Here is a 16,293-nt window from a genome sequence, read left to right as displayed (position 1 = left end):
TGGCTGTTCCACGCCGTGTTCAAGTGGGTGATGTGGTAAGAGACGGGCAATTGCCCGCCTCTTTTTCTTGGTTTCTAATCTTCCTGATCGTCGATGAGCCAGCAGTCGGTTCCGTCCGTGAGCAGCGTCCTGGCTGTACGGGATGCCGCTGCGATGCGTTCGATCTCGCCTTTTCGATCTTCGGCTTCGGACCTCAGTTTCGACTCTCCCGAGCGTAGGCTCGCGCACATCTCGACCTTGGCCTCGAGGATCTGCTCCTTTGCGGCGGCTCTTGGCGTCTGGGAGACCAGCCTTTTGAGGACGTTCCCCCGGGCGCCGCGAGGAAGCGCGATGGGCGCCCCTTTCATGCCCCCGATCTTCATCTCCATGAGAGCCGCGAGGGTCTGCCTCTTTTTCAGGAATCCCTGAGATTTGTCGAGTATCCGCTGCTCTTCGATGAGGGCGCTGTGGTCGTCCATGCTGCCGTCGTAGTACATGCGCGTCATTGCGAGCGCCGACAGGGCCTGGAGGCACATGCCGAACTGGGCCTCGTAGGATTGGATCTCTTTAAGCAACGGTTCGAGGTTCTTCTCGCGTTCGGCGGTGCCCCTGACCTCGTCTTCGACGCCGGCGAGCTGCTCGGTAATCCAATCGATTACCTGACCGACATCGTTGTACCTGCTCTCGATCTCGTTTCTTGCCGCCTGGCGCGCCTCGGCGGGCTTTTGGAGGTAATCGTCGTGTAAGGCTGCGTAGGTTCTGGCGATGTCCAGGGCGTTTTTGACCTTCGCCTTCTGATCGCCGGCGATCATGGAGACGATCGATTCCAGCTTGGCGTCGATGCGCTGGAGGCTGTCGCTGATTTCGGTCATGTACGCCTGGCCGACAACCATCGCCGCTGCGGCAAGGCCGACGCTGGCGATCTGCGCAGGGCTGACCCCGGTGGCTTTGAGAGAGACGTCGCTGCTCAGACGACCCTTTGGGTCTCGGACGAGGGCTCTCACCGCTTCCGGATCCTTTTTCGAGGCGACGAGGTCCTTGAGGCTGTAGCCTTCGGGGACCTCGACTTTGTAGAGTTGCTTTCCCTCGACGAGGTCTATGACGTCCGAGGCGAGGCCGAGAAAGGTGTCCGCCCGCTCTCCGACACCGCCGTTGTTCTCTTTGCTCGCATTGGTGTTCGCGATGACCTTGATACTGTCGAGGTCATCGATCGCAACAACTTCGACGCTAATCGGCGCAAGTTCTTTATCGCTCATGCTCTTAGTGCCTATCTCGCCTCATCGGAGCGTGCCAGGACGTCCCATTTGTTGTACGAGTTCTCGGCCTGAAGATCCCTGACGAGGGCCTCATAGCGGCTCTCGAGGTCTTTCTCCTCACACGGAAAGAGCAGGATCATCATGGGTCTTTTGAACTTGAAGTCGGCGTAGACGTCGACGTTGCCGAAACCGCAAAGCTGGGTGTATATGCTGAAGCCCATGGATTTGCCGCAACCGACATAGACGTCCTCGTAGGCGGAAGGATCTTTCTCTCGTGCCGATTTCATCGTGACGACAGCGTAGCAGCCGGCGATTGCCATGTACCCATCGCTGAGGTCGGCTTCGCTGGAGACGTTGCTCTCAAAGTTCTCGAAGAACTCTTTTGCGGAGATCGGCGGAAGCGAGCTTGCCACGGCCTTCTTGCGGGCTTCCTCGAGTGACTTTTGCTGCTCCTTCTTATCTTTGATTGCCTGGCCTTTTGAAAGGAATGAGTCCCTGGCTTCTCCGAGGCTATTCGCTGCCTGCTTTCCCCTCTGCTGTCCCCAGTCAATCAGAGCAGGCCCGTATTTGTCCACGGCGGGTTCAACGAAGGGCAGGACGTCCTTTCCGATGTCGATAACCTTTTTGACGTCTTGCAGCTTTATCTTTCCCAATTGCGCACCTCTGTTCATGGACAACCGGAAGCTTATCGAGAAGCAGCCGGCAGCGCCTTGTTTCTATCAAGTGCGTAAATTATCTCACCACATGCAAGACCCCTTGCCGAGATATACCGGCAAGGGGTCGAAGGGCCATATTCGGTTGTAGTTTCGATCAGCAACTCCTAATCTCGTTCATCGTCGCCGGCTGCGCAGCAGGCGTAGGCCGTGAGCGTGAGGAACCCCATGAGGAGCCCTATTCCGAAGGACGCGAATCCCATCCCTTCACCTCCTTCGCGTAGACCACGGTGCGCGAGTTGCTCGTCTGGTAGCTGCAGGTGACGAAGGCCCAGGCTTGGGCGACGTCTTTCGGTTCTTCCAGGATGATCTCGCATCGGGACAATTTGTCCCCGAGGTAGGAGCCGAGCGCCGCCATGTCTGCGAAGTCGGTTCGCTTGTCCTCCGAGCTCGCGTCCACCACGTCTACCGCGAAGACCTCGAGCTCGATTTCCTTGTCGCGGGTGTAGGCACAGATGGTGTGGTGCGCCTCGGCGAAGGCACGCGAAGAGTACTGCGCGAGCGGTGCGAACATGGTGCCGTCGGACATGTGGCGCCCGTAGACGATGACGAGCGGGCTATCGACGCCCTGCGCGCACCCGGCGTCGATGCAGGGTGCTCCCCACGCGGATCTTTCGCCACCGGCGTCGTGCGTGAGGTAGAAGTCGGGCGATTCTGGCCAGCCCTGGACGATCAGGTAATCGACGGTCGTGCCCGGCACGCGCACCCATGCGACGACGGAGGCGGGAAGGGCGTCCCAGTCGATGTCACCGCCCGCCTCCCGCTCCTCGACTCGATGTAGGCGTCCACTGCCGCCCTCGAAACCAGGAGCTTCCTTCCGAGTCTGTACGAGTCGATTTCTCCCGACCAGACGAGGTCGTACGTCTTGCTCCGGCTCACCCCCATGTACTCCTGCATCTCGATCGCCGTCATCCACTCGTCGCGGTCCCGGTTGCTCTCGGATGCCGCGCATTTCGTAGTGTGCGCTATGGTTCCTCCAATCTTTCCGCGCGATGCGCCTGCGCGGTCCCGCGTGCGTTTTCGTCTGCACGACGATTGAACCGCCTGATTGCGGTTGGCGCGCACGACGGGAGCGGAGACGGGTCGAGCTGGGTCGAGCTGGTCGAGCCTTCACGAAACGGCCATGAGCCGCGTGCCTTAGCTGGCAGCTAAGTCCCCGAAAAGTAAAAGGCGCCCATGCGGGCGCCTGCCTAGGAACAAGGTTTGTTCGGTTGTGGTCGGAATGCTCGTTTTCCGCGGTGCTGTCGTTCGGGGTCCGGCATCTGTCGTTCGCCTCTTCTGTCGTGTTTGATGTTGCGTGTTCTGCGAGCGACCTTGCGCGGGCCTGACGGCCCGTTGCTCCAGGTGCACCCGGATAAATGGTACCCATCCGTTGAGACATGGGCAGCGCAGGAGGGGCGTCTGGGCAAACTAGAACGGACGAGCGGGCATCGGTTTGTCAATCAGTGTGTTTTCTTTCGCAACGCTACAGCTGGTTTTCGTTGTTTGAGCTGATAGTTTGCTTGTGTTCACCATAGCAACCAAATGAAAGTGGTAATGATTATTACTTAATTTGACCGGATAGCATAGCGACGGTTCTCTCAGTAGCCAAAACGATGGGATAATGTCCGGTATTAATTTAGATGGGAGGACGTCTTTTGGCTGATGCGTTGATGAAAGCGTTCTCTACGTATCAGTCGATTGGTGCCACCCGCATGAACGAAATGAAAGATTGTTTGTCGGGCATAGGGAATCGACAGGTTGGCGCATAGATGATCGTAGTAGACGGACGAACCGATAGAGAAAAACTTTTCGAGCTATTGAAATCTGGCGGTGAATGCAACGAGCTCGATTTTAAGGAGACGCTAGATTTTTCCAAGAAGATCGATGAGCTCGATTTTGTAAAAGACGCTGTTTCGATGTGCAACCGTTATCCCGGTGGTTACATCGTCATTGGGGTGGACGATGACGGAAATCCATCGGCTAGAAGCGAGGATACCAACTGGGCGCAGTTTGACGGCGCGGTCTTAACGGACAAGATAAGAAAATATGTTCAGGCGCCTTTGACCGCCATTTCCCAATTGCATGAGGTTGATGGACACACATACTGTTTGGTTTGCCTGTTAAGCCTCGAAGACGGGCTTCTCGTTCCTTTTTCAAAGCTCGGACAAACAGTAGATGGCAAAGGCCGTCAAATTGTCGTGTTTCGCGAGGGCGAAATAGCTAGGCGCGACGGAGCTCAGAATCGGCCCATTGAGTATTCACAGTGGGCAGAAATATTGAAGCAGCACGATGCTTGCGTAAGGAAAGACGAGAGTAAACGAATGGATACTCTCGTGGACAATATAATCGCCGTTCTTGGAGAGAAGGGTAAAACGCCTCCTCTCGTTTACGGCATGGATGAAGAAGCGCTTGTACGCTCGCTCGAAGCTTGCTTCGAGCAAAAGGAGAATGAGAAGCTTTCTCGCTTCATTTTTCAGGTCGCCGCAGAGTTTCAAGATGATGCGGATGCAATCAACAGCCTTGCGGGCGTTGGAGCCTATGCCCTTAGCTATTGCAACGACGCGTTATTTGAGAAGGCAGCAGATGCTCTCTACGACTGCTACGCTGCAATTGATGACAGTAAAGCGGGTTCCGCTTCGAAGAGCCTAGCTGTGGCGGTTGCTTGTTACGAATTGGGTGCACAGCTGGTTCGCATGAAAAGATGGGACCTAATTGCCCCCTTCGTCAACCGTCAATCTCCATCTCCCTCGCACTTCATATATGCATCCTGGATACGAGACTGCCAGGTTAGGGCCGTGAACGCCGGGCTTTTCAACGAAGCCGGCTCGGGGATGATGATTACAGTTGCCTTAGACAACGCCACGAATCATCCAATTGTGGCACCGGATTGCGGACTAAAAATGAGCAGCGACACTTCGGCGCATGAGAGATACCTCGACCTCCTATGCTCCTTTGATTTCCTTTACTGCTTATGCGTATTTGTTGCCGGCGTGGGCACTGGTCTCGCATATCCCGCCTGTTGCTTCTATTCCGAAAAGCGTATCTCTAATGTTGCCTTACAAATCCTAGGAGGTAACCCAAAAGCACGAAGAGAGCTCCTTCCCGACGATGATGATGACAAGATTGCCATGTGTTTAAGGGAGCTTTATCGGCTTGCAAGAAATGAATCGCTTCAGAAGGATAGTGATTATTACTGGGGGTTTGATCCTTCTCGCGTGCTAAATAAGTTCTTGCAGGATCACCCTGGGCGATTAGAAGAACGTCCTCCAGACATGCTAAGCTACAACAATCCTGATAGAGACCCCAATAGCACGATCCATTGAGGTCCTTCGTGTGATGTTTGCTCGTTTGCCGCGGTCGCTATTTTTCGTATGCCGCTTGCCGCCAGTCAACTCATGAGGAAGCAACCCGAGACTACTCACTTTGTTCACTGATAGCGAGTGTCAGTGACCCGCGGTTTGCGAAACGCCTGCAAGCCATCTGTGTTGATTCACTTGCGATTGCAGCTGGCGGCTTGCAGACTAAAGGGCGGTCGAGTTTCAAAACGGGCGTTTTCGGCGCTATCGAGCTTCCAAAGGCGGTCCGCCGCGCGCTTTGGGACAAAAACAAAAACTCAAAGCCTTGAGTTTGAAAAAGTTTTTGAAGTTGTCCCGACTTTTGTCCCCGAGGCCGACGAAATACGACACGGTGTTACTTGGCGGCACTCGGCTTGAGACGGTGCCGAAAACTGGGTGCGACTGGAATGACGTGACGGCAGAACTGAAGCCATCGAGTGGGAATAGCGGAAATAACAGCCTCCGGACCTTTTGGCTCGGAGGCTTTCTTTTGTATTCTTGTCTGAAATGGACTCCTCGCCAAAGCCCCTTGAGATTGGGTGGCATTATTGAGTGTGGGCGTTATCGTAGATATCTTTGATTTCTTCCGGCAAATTGTCGGGAATCAGCGCCTTCAGTCTATCCTCGTTGCCATCCTGAATCGCCTGCTCGTAGTACCAGCATTTGAACTTCAACATGTCCAGCGCGCGGTTCATCTTCGCAATCTCCGACTCCATGTGGGCCTTTCGCTCCTCGAACATGGCCTTGCGCTTGGGATATGTCGATGGGCCCTCCGCGCACCATTCCATGAACAGCCGGATGTCCTTGATCTCCATTCCGGCCTTCTTTAAGCATTCGATGACCCGAAGCGCCTCGAGTTCCGTATCGCCGAATCGGCGAATGCCGGACGTCCGCTCCAGCCCCGGGAACAATCCCTGCTTGTCGTAATAGCGCAGCGTGGAAACGGGCAGACCGAACATATCCGCCACCTGTCCGATTGTGTACATGGTCCCTCCGGACAAATCTAGGATTTACTTCTTGACCTAAAGTTAGGTTTAGGTATTACCTTCATTCTCGTCAATACAAATCGGGAGCGCAAGGGATTTTCGCCAAAGGCGCACGCTTGTCGGAACGGTTTTCGCCGGCGGCATGAACGGCGTGGGCGAAATCGCCGGGCATCCTGCTCTGGAGCAGGCGCAACGAATGGGCATGGAAATCTAGGCGCGTCTTAGCTGCGCGAAAGCAGTTTGTACTCAAAACCATCGACAGGAGGAATCAAACATGACGATTAAGCAGACAGCGGGCAGGGATGCCCTGGGGGACTTTGCCCCCAAATTTGCACAGCTCAATGACGATGTGCTGTTCGGCGAGGTGTGGAGCCGAGAAGACAGGCTTTCCCTTCGAGACCGCAGCGTGGTGACGGTGGTTGCCTTGATGGCACAGGGGCTGACGGACTCTTCGTTCCAATATCATCTGATGTCCGCAAAGAACAACGGCGTGACCAGGACGGAGATAGCGGAAATCCTGACACATGCTGCGTTTTATGCGGGATGGCCCAAGGCGTGGGCGGCCTTCCGCATGGCGAAGGAAGTCTGGGCGGACGAGGGTGACGGCGCCGATGCGAGGGTCGACCACCAAAACGAGATGGTCTTTCCCATTGGCGCCCCCAACGACGCATTTGCGAAGTACTTTATCGGGCAAAGCTACCTCGCGCCCCTTTCTACCGAGCAGGTTGGCGTCTACAACGTTACGTTCGAGTCCGGCTGCCGCAACAACTGGCACATCCATCACGCCAAAAGCGGTGGGGGACAGATCCTTGTTTGCGTGGCTGGTCGAGGGCTTTACCAGGAATGGGGAAAACCGGCACAGGAGCTGTGCCCTGGCGACGTGGTAAATATTCCCGCGGGCGTAAAGCACTGGCACGGTGCGGCGCCAGACAGCTGGTTCTCCCATCTCGCGGTGGAGGTTCCGGGCGAGGAGGCCTCCAACGAGTGGTTGGAGCCCGTGGTCGACGAGCAATACCTTAAAGCGACTGACAAGAAGGCTTAGGCATGGAGCAGTTGAAGCTGACGCAGGAATGGGACAAGGTGTTCCCCAAAAACGAGAAGGTTGAGCACAGCAAGGCGACCTTCCGCAACCGATACGGCATCACGCTGGCGGCCGACGTGTACGTGCCGAAGAACGCGGAAGGCAAGCTGCCCGCCATCGCCGTCAGCGGCCCGTTTGGCGCGGTGAAGGAGCAGTCCTCCGGTTTGTACGCGCAGAAAATGGCGGAGCTGGGCTTTTTCGCAATAGCCTTTGACCCGTCCTATACCGGCGAGAGCGGCGGTACGCCCCGCTATGTGGCATCGCCGGACATCAACACCGAGGACTTCTGCGCAGCGGTGGACTTCCTCTCGGTACAGGAAAACGTCGATCCGGAGCGCATCGGCATCATCGGCATCTGCGGTTGGGGCGGCATGGCAATCAATGCGGCGGCTATCGACACCCGTATCAAAGCTACCGCGGCTATGACCATGTACGATATGACCCGCGTGACCGCAAACGGCTATTTTGATGCCGAGGATTCCGAGCAGGCGCGCTTTGAAAAGCGGAAAGCGTTGAACGTGCAGCGCACCGAGGACTATAAAAACGACAGCTATGCGCTGGCGGGCGGCGTGGTCGATCCGCTGCCGGAGGACGCGCCGCAGTTTGTGGCGGACTATTACGCCTACTACAAAACTCCGCGAGGCTATCATCCCCGCAGCCTGAACTCCAACGGCGGCTGGAATGTGACGTCTTCGCTGTCGTTTTTGAATATGCCGATCCTGCAATACGCCGGCGAGATCCGCTCTGCCGTGCTGCTGGTGCACGGCGAGAAGGCGCACTCCCGCTATTTCAGCGAAACCGCGTACGGCAAGCTGACGGGGGACAACAAAGAATTACTCATTATCCCTGGTGCCAGCCATACCGACCTCTACGATCAGATGGACGTCATTCCGTTTGAAAAGCTGAAAGCGTTCTTCGAGGAGTATTTGAAATAAGGCGTGCCTTGATTTAATGCCAAGTCTCCAGCAATGATTCTTCTAAAGAGTGGGAGTAGCTGAAACGAGGCGATTGAATAACTCCATACGTTTAGGTTAAAACAAACTAATATGCCGCGCGCCTGCGGCATGAAGAAGGGAGATTCCTATGAATATCGTTGTATTGAGCGGCAGCCCGCGTAAGGGCGCCAATACCGACACTATGGTCGAGGCGTTTGCCGAGACCGCGCGCGAGGTCGGCCATACGGTCGAGGTCATCCGCGTTGCAGGCAAAAAGATCGCCGGCTGCTTGGGATGCCAGTACTGCTTTACCCATGAGGGCACCTGCGTGCAGAAGGACGACATGGCCGACGTGATCGAGTCGCTGAAAGACGCCGACATGGTTGTCTTCGCTTCGCCTATCTACTGGTTTGATATCACCGCGCAGGAGAAGGCCGCTATCGACCGCCTGTACGCCTTTGGTGCTACGGGCTTCCCGTTCACCAAGACGGCCCTTTTGCTCGATAGCCACAGTGAGGGCGTCTATGATGCGGCGATCGCTATGTACAAGTCAGCCTGCGCCTACTGCAAGTGGGAGGACCAGGGCATTGTCACCATTAGCGGCATGACCGAGCGCGACAGCATGGCCTCCTCGCCCAAGTTGGAAGAGGTGCGAGAGCTCGCTCGCAAGCTGGCCTAAGGGCAAGGAGAACGCATGGCAATAAGCGTTGGCGGAAATGCTTGCTGTCCTTACCGAGAGATAGGGGCAATTCCCTTAAGTGCCGTATAGAACAATTTTTTAACGCAGAAAAATAACTGAAAACAAATTAATCCGCGTTAAAATATTGTCAAACAGAAGTTCATGAGGGAAGGTTGCGTATGCGTCGCAAGGCAGACGAGCTCCTTAGGGAATGGCGAGACAGGGCCGATAGAAAACCTTTGCTGGTCAAAGGCGTGCGCCAGTGTGGCAAGACCTATCTGCTCAGAACGTACGCTCAAGATCTTTTCGAATCGGTTGTCTACGTTAATCTTGAGAACGACCGGTCGGCGCGAGCGGATTTTTCGGGCGGTCTTGACCCTCATTCGATCGTACGCGCGATCGAGGCTCGTACGGGACAGCGTATCGTGCCTGGCAAAACTTTACTGTTCATTGACGAGATCCAGGCATGCGAGGAAGCGCTCACTTCCCTTAAATACTTTTGCGAAGATGCTCCCGAGTATTATGTTGCGGCTGCTGGGTCGCTTCTTGGGGTTGCCATTAACCATCAGTCGTATTCGTTCCCCGTTGGAAAGACCGACTTGATTGAGATGACTCCACTCGATTTCGAGGAGTTTCTCTGGGCGATGGGGCACGATCAGCTGGTCGACGAGATACGCTCATCATTCGAGTTAATGGCTCCTCTTGCGCCAAGCCTTCATGAAAAGGCGCTTGGGCTCTATCGACAGTATCTTGTTGTTGGCGGAATGCCCGAGGCGGTCCAAACGTACATCGATGATCAGTCAATCATTGATGTGGCCGAAAAGCATCGGATTATTCTCGACGGATATTCCGCCGACACCAATAAATATGCTGATGAACGCTTGAGCGCAAAGACGCGTGCGTGCTTCGATTCCATTCCACAGCAGCTTGCCAAAGAGAATCGTAAATTTCAATACAAGGTAGTGCGAGCGGGGGGCAATGCGTCTCTCTTTGGGGATGCTCTCGACTGGCTTGTATTGTCGGGTACGGTGGCGCGCTGCAGCCTAGTCGGGCAGATCGAAAGCCCTTTAGAGGCCTTCGTTAACCCTTCTGCTTTTAAAATCTATCAGGCGGATACAGGGCTGCTCGTCTCCAAGGCCGGTGCTCAACGCGCCGATATTCTTGCCGGCATCGGTGGCACATTCATGGGCGCACTTACCGAAAACTACGTTGCCCAACAGCTTTCAGCCATGGGCTATCCGCTGCATTATTGGGCGCGAGACAATCGTGCGGAAATCGACTTTGTAGTAGAGAAACAGGGATGCTTGTCTGCGATTGAAGTCAAGGCGGGGGAGAACACAAGATCTCGAAGTCTGTCCTCACTTAAAAAGACCCATCCGGGCGTGCGCCTTATCAGGCTATCGACTAAGCCCTTTGGAATGAATGATGGGCTTATGTCTGTTCCACTTTATGCGGCATTTTGTCTATAGGGATGATGCTGCTGAAATGCATGGGGCCCGGAGCGCAGCATTTACTGCGCTCCGGGCCCCACCGTTTTGAGAGCTTATGGCGGTTCTGCTGTCGTCCTAGTCAAACAAACTCGGCATGTCGTTTTCTTTCATGAGGGCACCGGCGGAGGGCAGGCTCTGCGCGGTGAACTTCTCGGCCGAGACGCCGGCGCCAAGAATCTCTTCGGTCGTGCCGACGGTGGTGACCGAGCGTCCCTTCTTGGCGGTAAAGGCCTGGACGCCCTGCGTGTTGGTGGTCGTCTTGGTCTTGAGCAGCGACGTGTTGAAGTTCATCAGGCGGTAGTCGCTCGAGACCAGTGCGATGTCGCGGTCTTCCTTGAGCACCTGCGCATACAGCAGCCTGCTGCCGCCGTAGATGGCGTTCTTAAGGCGCTTGCGGTTGGTCTTGGTGACGTATCCGGCAAGTGCGACACGCACCACGCGGCCGTTCTCAAAGACAAACAGCACGTCGGCCTTGTAGTCCTCGGGGTCGATGACCCAGATGACGCTCTCGTCGGGTTCCATCTCAAGATCGGTCGGCAGGTACGAGCCCAGCTGGGCCGACTTGGTGTCCTCAAACGCCGCAACCTTGCACTTGTACACCTGGCTCTTGTTGGTAAAGACCAGCAGCTCGTGGGTGTTTGAGGACGGGAACTCGATAAAGGGTTTGTCGCCGTCCTTGTACTTGAGCGTGGTCGCCTTCTTCAGCACACGGTCCGTCATCTTCTTAAGGTAGCCGTCGCGCGAAAGCATGATGGTGACCGGGTACTCCTCAACCTCGGGCTCCAAGCTTACCTCGATAACCTCATGGGGCTCGATCCTGCCCGTGCGGCGCGGCATCACGTACTTCTTGTTGACCGCGGCCAGCTCGTCGCTGATGACCTTCTTGATGTTCTCCTCGCTGGAGAGTATCTCCTCAAGCTCGGCAATCTCGCCCTCAAGCTTGGCAATGTCCTTGGTGCGGTTGAGGATGTACTCCTCGTTGATGTTGCGGAGCTTAAGCTCGGCAACAAACTCGGCCTGGGTCTCGTCGATGTCGAAACCCTTCATAAGGTTGGGCACGACCTCGGCTTCGAGCTTGGTGCCGCGGATGATGGCGATGGCCTTGTCGATATCGAGCAAGATCGCCTCGAGGCCGTGCAGCAGGTGCAGGCGCTCGGACTTTTTGCCCAGGTCAAAGTTAATGCGGCGACGCGTGGACTCAATACGCCACTTGACCCACTCGTGCAGGATCTGGCGCACGCCCATAACGCGGGGGTAGCCGTCGACGAGCACGTTAAAGTTGCACGAGAACGAATCCTGCAGCGTGGTCGAGCGATAGAGCTTGGCCATGAGCTTGTCGGGGTCGACGCCGCGCTTAAGGTCGATGGCGATGCGCAAGCCCGAGAGGTCGGTTTCGTCGCGGATGTCAGCAATCTCCTTGACCTTGCCCTCTTTGGAGAGCTTGACGATGCGCTCGATGATGACATCGGTCTTGGTGGTGTAGGGGATCTCGTAGACCTCGATGATGCGCTCCTCGGGGATCCAGCGCCAGCGGGAGCGGATCTGGAAGCTGCCCAGGCCGGTCTCGACGATTTTCTCCATCTCCTCGCGGCGATAGATAATCTCGCCGCCGGTCGAGAAGTCGGGCATGGGCATGTACTCGAGCAGGTCGCAGTCGGGATCCTGCAGGTAGTGCATGGTGGCGGTGCAGACCTCGTTGAGGTTAAAACCGCAGATGTCGGATGCCATGGCGACGCCGATGCCCTTGTTGGCCGAGACGAGGATGTTGGGGAACGTGGTGGGCAGCAGGCGCGGCTCCTTCATGGCGCCGTCGTAGCTGTCAACGAAGTCCACCGGGTCCTTGTCGATGTCCTTAAAGATTTCGGCGCTGATGGGGGAGAGCTTGGCCTCGGTATAACGCGAGGCGGCGTAGCTCAGGTCGCCCGAATAGTACTTGCCAAAGTTGCCCTTCGACTCCACGAAGGGGGCGAGCAGCGCCTCGTTGCCGGTGGCCAGGCGCACCATTGTCTCGTAGATCGCGGCATCGCCGTGCGGGTTGAGCTTCATGGTCTGGCCCACGATGTTGGCGCTCTTCTGACGCTCACCCTTGAGCAGGCCCATCTTGTACATGGTGTAGAGCAACTTGCGGTGCGAGGGCTTAAAGCCGTCGATTTCGGGGAACGCACGCGAGACGTTGACGCTCATGGCGTAGGGCATGTAGTTGACCTCGAGCGTCTGCGTGATCGGCTGGTCGGTGACCTCGGAGTGCAGGCCGATGACGTTCTCGGCGTTGACCTGCTTTTTCTTAGGCTGGTTCTTCGTCTTCTTCTTTGCCACGATTTCCTCTTGAACTTCTTATGGGCCGTCGTTATCGATTTGCTGCTACTGCAGGTCCAACTGGTCCAGGTATTCTTTGCCGTGCTCCGAGATATGGCGCTTGCGGCCTGCCTCGTCGTTGCCCAGCAACAGGTTGAACATGGTCTCCATCTTGGTGACGTCCTCGGGCTCCACCTTAATCAGGCGACGCGTCTCGGGGTTCATGGTGGTGAGCCACATCATGTCCGGATCGTTCTCACCAAGACCCTTGGAGCGGTTGATGGAGCACTTCTGGTCGCCGATCTCTTTGAGGATGCCGTTCTTCTCGAGCTCGGTGTAGGCAAAGTAGGTCTTTTCTTTGCAGTTGATCTCGTAGAGCGGCGACTCAGCGATATACACGTAGCCCTCGTCGATAAGCGTGGGCACCAAGCGGTAGAGCATGGTGAGCACGAGCGTGCGGATGTGATAACCGTCGACGTCGGCGTCCGTACAGATGATGACCTTGTTCCAGTTGAGGTTGTCCAGGTCAAAGGCGCCAAGGTTCTTGATGCGCTTGTCCTTGATTTCCACGCCGCAGCCCAGCACGCGCATGAGGTCCATGATGATGTCTGACTTAAAGATGCGCGGATAGTCCTCCTTCAGGCAGTTGAGGATCTTACCGCGGACGGGCATGACGCCCTGGAACTCGGCATCGCGCGAGGTGCGAATGGCGCCTGCTGCCGAGTCGCCCTCTACGATGTAGATCTCGCGGCGGCTCTTGTCCTTGGAGCGGCAGTCGATGAATTTCTGCACGCGGTTGGCCATGTCGGTCTTCTGCTGCAGGTTGGTCTTGATACTCTGGCGCGTCTTCTCGGCATTCTCGCGCGAGCGCTTATTGATGAGCACCTGCTCCATGATCTTGTTGGCGGCGTCCTTGTTCTCGATCAGGTAGGTCGAGAGGCGCTCCTTAAAGAATGCCGTCATGGCCTGCTGGATAAAGCGGTTATTGATGGCCTTCTTGGTCTGGTTCTCGTAGGACGTCTGAGTGGAGAAGCAGTTGGTCACCAGCACCAGGCAGTCCTGGACGTCCTGCCATTTGATGCCGCTCTCGTTTTTGTTGTACTTGCCCTGTTGCTTGATGTAGGCATCGATGGCGCTGGTCAGAGCGCTACGGGCGGCCTTCTCGGGTGAGCCGCCGTTCTCGAGCCACGATGAGTTGTGGTAGTACTCCTGCATCATGAAAGTGCGCGAGAAGCACATGCAAGCGGTGATTTTTACGTTGTAGTCGGGCAGGTCCTCGCGGTCGCGACCACGACGGTCGGCCTCGATAAAGAAGGGCTCGGTAAGGTAGTCGGTACCGACCTTCTCGAGCACATAGTCCTCGATGCCCTTGGGATAGCAGAAGTCCTCTTCGGAGAACTCGCCGTCGTCGCCTTCGATGCGCAGGCGGAAGGTCACGTTGGCGTTGACCACGGCCTGGCGGCGCATGGTCTCGCGATACCAATCGTGGGGGATGCTGATGGAGGTAAAGACCTCAAGATCGGGGCGCCATTTGATGGTGGTGCCGGTACGGTCCTCGTCGCTGGGCTCAATCTCGAGTGCCTTCTTTTTGGCGCCGACGACCTTGCCCTTCTTAAAGTGCAGGGAGTACTTGTTGCCGTCACGCCAAACCGTGACGTCCATGTATTCGGAGGCGTACTGGGTCGCGCAGGAGCCCAGGCCGTTGGTACCGAGCGAGAAGTCGTAGTCGCCGCCCTGGTTGTTGTTGTACTTGCCGCCGGCGTAGAGCTCGCAAAAGACGAGCTCCCAGTTAAAGCGCTTCTCGGAAGGGTTCCAGTCGAGCGGGCAGCCGCGGCCGTTGTCCTCTACCTGAATGGAGCCATCGCGAAAGGCGGTAAGGGTGATGAGCTTGCCGTAGCCCTGGCGCGCCTCGTCAACGGCGTTGGACAGGATCTCGAAGGCGGCATGCGCGCAGCCGTCGAGCCCGTCCGAGCCAAAGATGACGGCGGGGCGCAGGCGTACGCGCTCCTCGTCCTTGAGCTGACGAATACTGTCGTTACCATAGTTTGCGGTGTTTTTTGCCATACTCGCTCTCTCGGTGCTTCCTCTTGTGCATTTAAGTCGTATAAATAGTCAAGGTAGCATAGCCCAGCCCGTGGGCGATTCCACCCAACACGAAATCCATCGAACAATCGTTCGGAATTTGGTGGAACGGCGCTTACTCGGGCAAAACCGACTCGGTTCTGTCCGAGTAAGTTTGAAGGCGGTTGAAGACGCCCTATCTTGTTTGCGGATGGATCGAATCGAACATTGGGACAGGCGTCTCGTTTTATGGGCCGCGGGCGTGCGTGTGCGTGTCGTTTTGGCCCATAGGGGATGCTGGCAGGTCGTTATTTGGGCCACGGGTCACTTCGCTGGTGCCGCGTTCCGTCATACGCTCATAGTGGAAGCCGATGCCACGGGGACGACTTGGTGCTCGGGCAACGGATGAGCTACAAGCCGAAAGGAGCGGTGAGGATGATGAGGCCCATGACGAAGAAGCTGCTGTTAGGAATTCCCACCGTGACGCTTTCGGCCGTGCTGGCGTGTACGGTGGCCGGCTGCGGCGGTAGCGCTCCGAGCGGTTCGACTGGCGGTTCGGGTGGCAGTGCTCCCGTAGAGAAGAAGGCCAAGGCCTATGAGTCGCAGACGGTCGAGGTGGCTGGCATAACCTATGAGTCGGTAGCCCATGGTACGTTCTATCGCGGCGACGCTAAGTTGCAGGACGGTTTTTACCTGCACGTCAAGATCACAAACAACAATGCAAAGAACAGGACGTTTAGCTCCTTTAACGTGCATGCTGCCCAGGGCGATCTTGAGGCAGGCGACCCGTTGTTTACTTCCGGTAAGGCGGCTGTGCTCGACTACGTTGCAAGCGAGGCTCCCGATGAGCTGCACGAGGGCATCGACCTTTCCGAGAGGCCAGATATCGGTCCGGGCGAGACCGTTGAGTACGTGTATTTCTGGGCGCCCAAGACGGCGTACTACGGGCCCATCACTGTCGAGTTCGTAGACGCTTACGCCCCCGCCAAGAATCATGAGGCCATGCACTTCGACACCACGGGATGCGAGACCAAGGAGTTTAAGGCGGCCGGCGGCGTGGCCGATTCTGGCGAGATGGCAGATTTAACAGGCATCGATTGCGCATCGTACAGTATCGAGGCCGCCGATGGGTACACGCTGGATTCGTCCAACGAAGAGCGCGAAAAGGCAGACTTCTTCCACGATGAGACTGGAGGACGCCTGAACATCAGCATCTTCCCGCGTTCGCCGGAGGAAGAGGTTGCAAGCCTGGAGCAGGTCTACGAAGGCAAGGAGACAACAACCGACCAGGTCGAGTACAACGGCATAACGTGGTTGCGCTTTACCGGTCCCGACAACGGCTATACGCTGTTTGCGACGGCTCCCGCGACGGGCGAGACCGTCCGCGTGTCGATTGGCTGGAAGATCGATTGGGACGCTGCCGTGCCCATGATGGAGGCGCTAAAGCTCAAGTAGCGGACTGCGATCCCCACGTCAGGCGACTCAGGGCTGGCTCCGAGTT

At 56.6% G+C, this 16,293-nt stretch carries 13 protein-coding genes; 6 read left to right on the top strand and 7 right to left on the bottom strand.

The features are described from left to right. Positions 1-74: 74 nt before the first annotated feature. From I1M21_RS04185 to I1M21_RS04170, 4 genes are all read right to left on the bottom strand, one after another. Positions 75-1,235 (bottom strand): hypothetical protein, encoded by a 1,161-nt coding sequence (locus I1M21_RS04185; RefSeq protein ID WP_195192556.1) that lies wholly within the window; start codon positions 1,233-1,235, stop codon positions 75-77. An 11-nt stretch (positions 1,236-1,246) separates the two neighbouring features. After that, positions 1,247-1,888: a hypothetical protein gene (locus I1M21_RS04180; RefSeq protein WP_229025587.1), complete on the bottom strand. Its 642-nt coding sequence runs from the start codon at positions 1,886-1,888 to the stop codon at positions 1,247-1,249. Positions 1,889-2,126: 238 nt separating this feature from the next. Beyond that, complete coding sequence (locus I1M21_RS04175; RefSeq protein ID WP_271762778.1) at positions 2,127-2,648, bottom strand: class B sortase; 522 nt, start codon at positions 2,646-2,648, stop codon at positions 2,127-2,129. Then, positions 2,621-2,833: a helix-turn-helix domain-containing protein gene (locus I1M21_RS04170; protein ID WP_229025602.1), complete on the bottom strand. Its 213-nt coding sequence runs from the start codon at positions 2,831-2,833 to the stop codon at positions 2,621-2,623. Before I1M21_RS04170 ends, I1M21_RS04175 begins: the two co-directional genes overlap by 28 nt. A gap of 866 nt (positions 2,834-3,699) precedes the next feature. Here I1M21_RS04170 and I1M21_RS04165 point away from each other — a divergent pair. After that, entirely contained in the window at positions 3,700-5,253 is a 1,554-nt protein-coding gene (locus tag I1M21_RS04165; protein WP_195192554.1) for an AlbA family DNA-binding domain-containing protein, read from the top strand. Between the two features lie 557 nt (positions 5,254-5,810). On the opposite strand, the gene I1M21_RS04160 is transcribed toward I1M21_RS04165, so the two are convergent. Continuing rightward, the gene (locus tag I1M21_RS04160; RefSeq protein ID WP_195192553.1) at positions 5,811-6,251 is read right to left on the bottom strand and encodes a MerR family transcriptional regulator; all 441 of its coding nucleotides are present in this window, start codon (positions 6,249-6,251) and stop codon (positions 5,811-5,813) included. Between the two features lie 274 nt (positions 6,252-6,525). Here I1M21_RS04160 and I1M21_RS04155 point away from each other — a divergent pair, with 274 nt between their 5' ends. The 4 genes from I1M21_RS04155 (at position 6,526) to I1M21_RS04140 (ending at position 10,415) form a co-directional block, all read left to right on the top strand. After that, entirely contained in the window at positions 6,526-7,293 is a 768-nt protein-coding gene (locus I1M21_RS04155; RefSeq protein WP_195192552.1) for a carboxymuconolactone decarboxylase family protein, read from the top strand. Between the two features lie 2 nt (positions 7,294-7,295). Beyond that, complete coding sequence (locus I1M21_RS04150) at positions 7,296-8,267, top strand: alpha/beta hydrolase (RefSeq protein WP_195192551.1); 972 nt, start codon at positions 7,296-7,298, stop codon at positions 8,265-8,267. A gap of 148 nt (positions 8,268-8,415) precedes the next feature. Next, positions 8,416-8,946 (top strand): flavodoxin family protein, encoded by a 531-nt coding sequence (locus I1M21_RS04145; RefSeq protein ID WP_195192550.1) that lies wholly within the window; start codon positions 8,416-8,418, stop codon positions 8,944-8,946. A gap of 179 nt (positions 8,947-9,125) precedes the next feature. Continuing rightward, positions 9,126-10,415 carry an ATP-binding protein gene (locus tag I1M21_RS04140; protein WP_195192549.1) on the top strand — a complete coding sequence of 430 codons (1,290 nt, stop codon included), beginning with the start codon at positions 9,126-9,128 and terminating at the stop codon, positions 10,413-10,415. Between the two features lie 96 nt (positions 10,416-10,511). Here I1M21_RS04140 and I1M21_RS04135 read toward each other — a convergent pair whose 3' ends face one another. Beyond that, the gene (locus tag I1M21_RS04135) at positions 10,512-12,752 is read right to left on the bottom strand and encodes a DNA gyrase subunit A (RefSeq protein WP_195192548.1); all 2,241 of its coding nucleotides are present in this window, start codon (positions 12,750-12,752) and stop codon (positions 10,512-10,514) included. 45 nt (positions 12,753-12,797) lie between these two features. Beyond that, positions 12,798-14,795, bottom strand: a complete 1,998-nt coding sequence (locus tag I1M21_RS04130; protein ID WP_117820832.1) for a DNA gyrase/topoisomerase IV subunit B — start codon at positions 14,793-14,795, stop codon at positions 12,798-12,800. Between the two features lie 432 nt (positions 14,796-15,227). Here I1M21_RS04130 and I1M21_RS04125 point away from each other — a divergent pair, with 432 nt between their 5' ends. Beyond that, positions 15,228-16,247 carry a DUF4352 domain-containing protein gene (locus tag I1M21_RS04125; RefSeq protein ID WP_195192547.1) on the top strand — a complete coding sequence of 340 codons (1,020 nt, stop codon included), beginning with the start codon at positions 15,228-15,230 and terminating at the stop codon, positions 16,245-16,247. Positions 16,248-16,293: the final 46 nt, after the last annotated feature.

The sequence above is a fragment of the Collinsella aerofaciens genome (genome assembly GCF_015546965.1).
In the GTDB taxonomy this organism is placed as follows: Bacteria; Actinomycetota; Coriobacteriia; order Coriobacteriales; family Coriobacteriaceae; genus Collinsella; species Collinsella aerofaciens_X.
The sequence above is the reverse complement of the archived record's forward strand: the minus strand, read 5'-3'. Positions and strand labels throughout refer to the sequence as shown.

Bases quoted from the DNA above. Each gene is read 5' to 3' on its own strand.
- I1M21_RS04185 (WP_195192556.1), bottom strand. From the start codon at position 1,235: ATGAGCGATAAAGAACTTGCGCCGATTAGCGTCGAAGTTGTTGCGATC.
- I1M21_RS04170 (WP_229025602.1), bottom strand. From the start codon at position 2,833: ATGGGGGTGAGCCGGAGCAAGACGTACGACCTCGTCTGGTCGGGAGAA.
- I1M21_RS04165 (WP_195192554.1), top strand. From the start codon at position 3,700: ATGATCGTAGTAGACGGACGAACCGATAGAGAAAAACTTTTCGAGCTA.
- I1M21_RS04160 (WP_195192553.1), bottom strand. From the start codon at position 6,251: ATGTACACAATCGGACAGGTGGCGGATATGTTCGGTCTGCCCGTTTCC.
- I1M21_RS04155 (WP_195192552.1), top strand. From the start codon at position 6,526: ATGACGATTAAGCAGACAGCGGGCAGGGATGCCCTGGGGGACTTTGCC.
- I1M21_RS04150 (WP_195192551.1), top strand. From the start codon at position 7,296: ATGGAGCAGTTGAAGCTGACGCAGGAATGGGACAAGGTGTTCCCCAAA.
- I1M21_RS04145 (WP_195192550.1), top strand. From the start codon at position 8,416: ATGAATATCGTTGTATTGAGCGGCAGCCCGCGTAAGGGCGCCAATACC.
- I1M21_RS04140 (WP_195192549.1), top strand. From the start codon at position 9,126: ATGCGTCGCAAGGCAGACGAGCTCCTTAGGGAATGGCGAGACAGGGCC.
- I1M21_RS04130 (WP_117820832.1), bottom strand. From the start codon at position 14,795: ATGGCAAAAAACACCGCAAACTATGGTAACGACAGTATTCGTCAGCTC.
- I1M21_RS04125 (WP_195192547.1), top strand. From the start codon at position 15,228: ATGATGAGGCCCATGACGAAGAAGCTGCTGTTAGGAATTCCCACCGTG.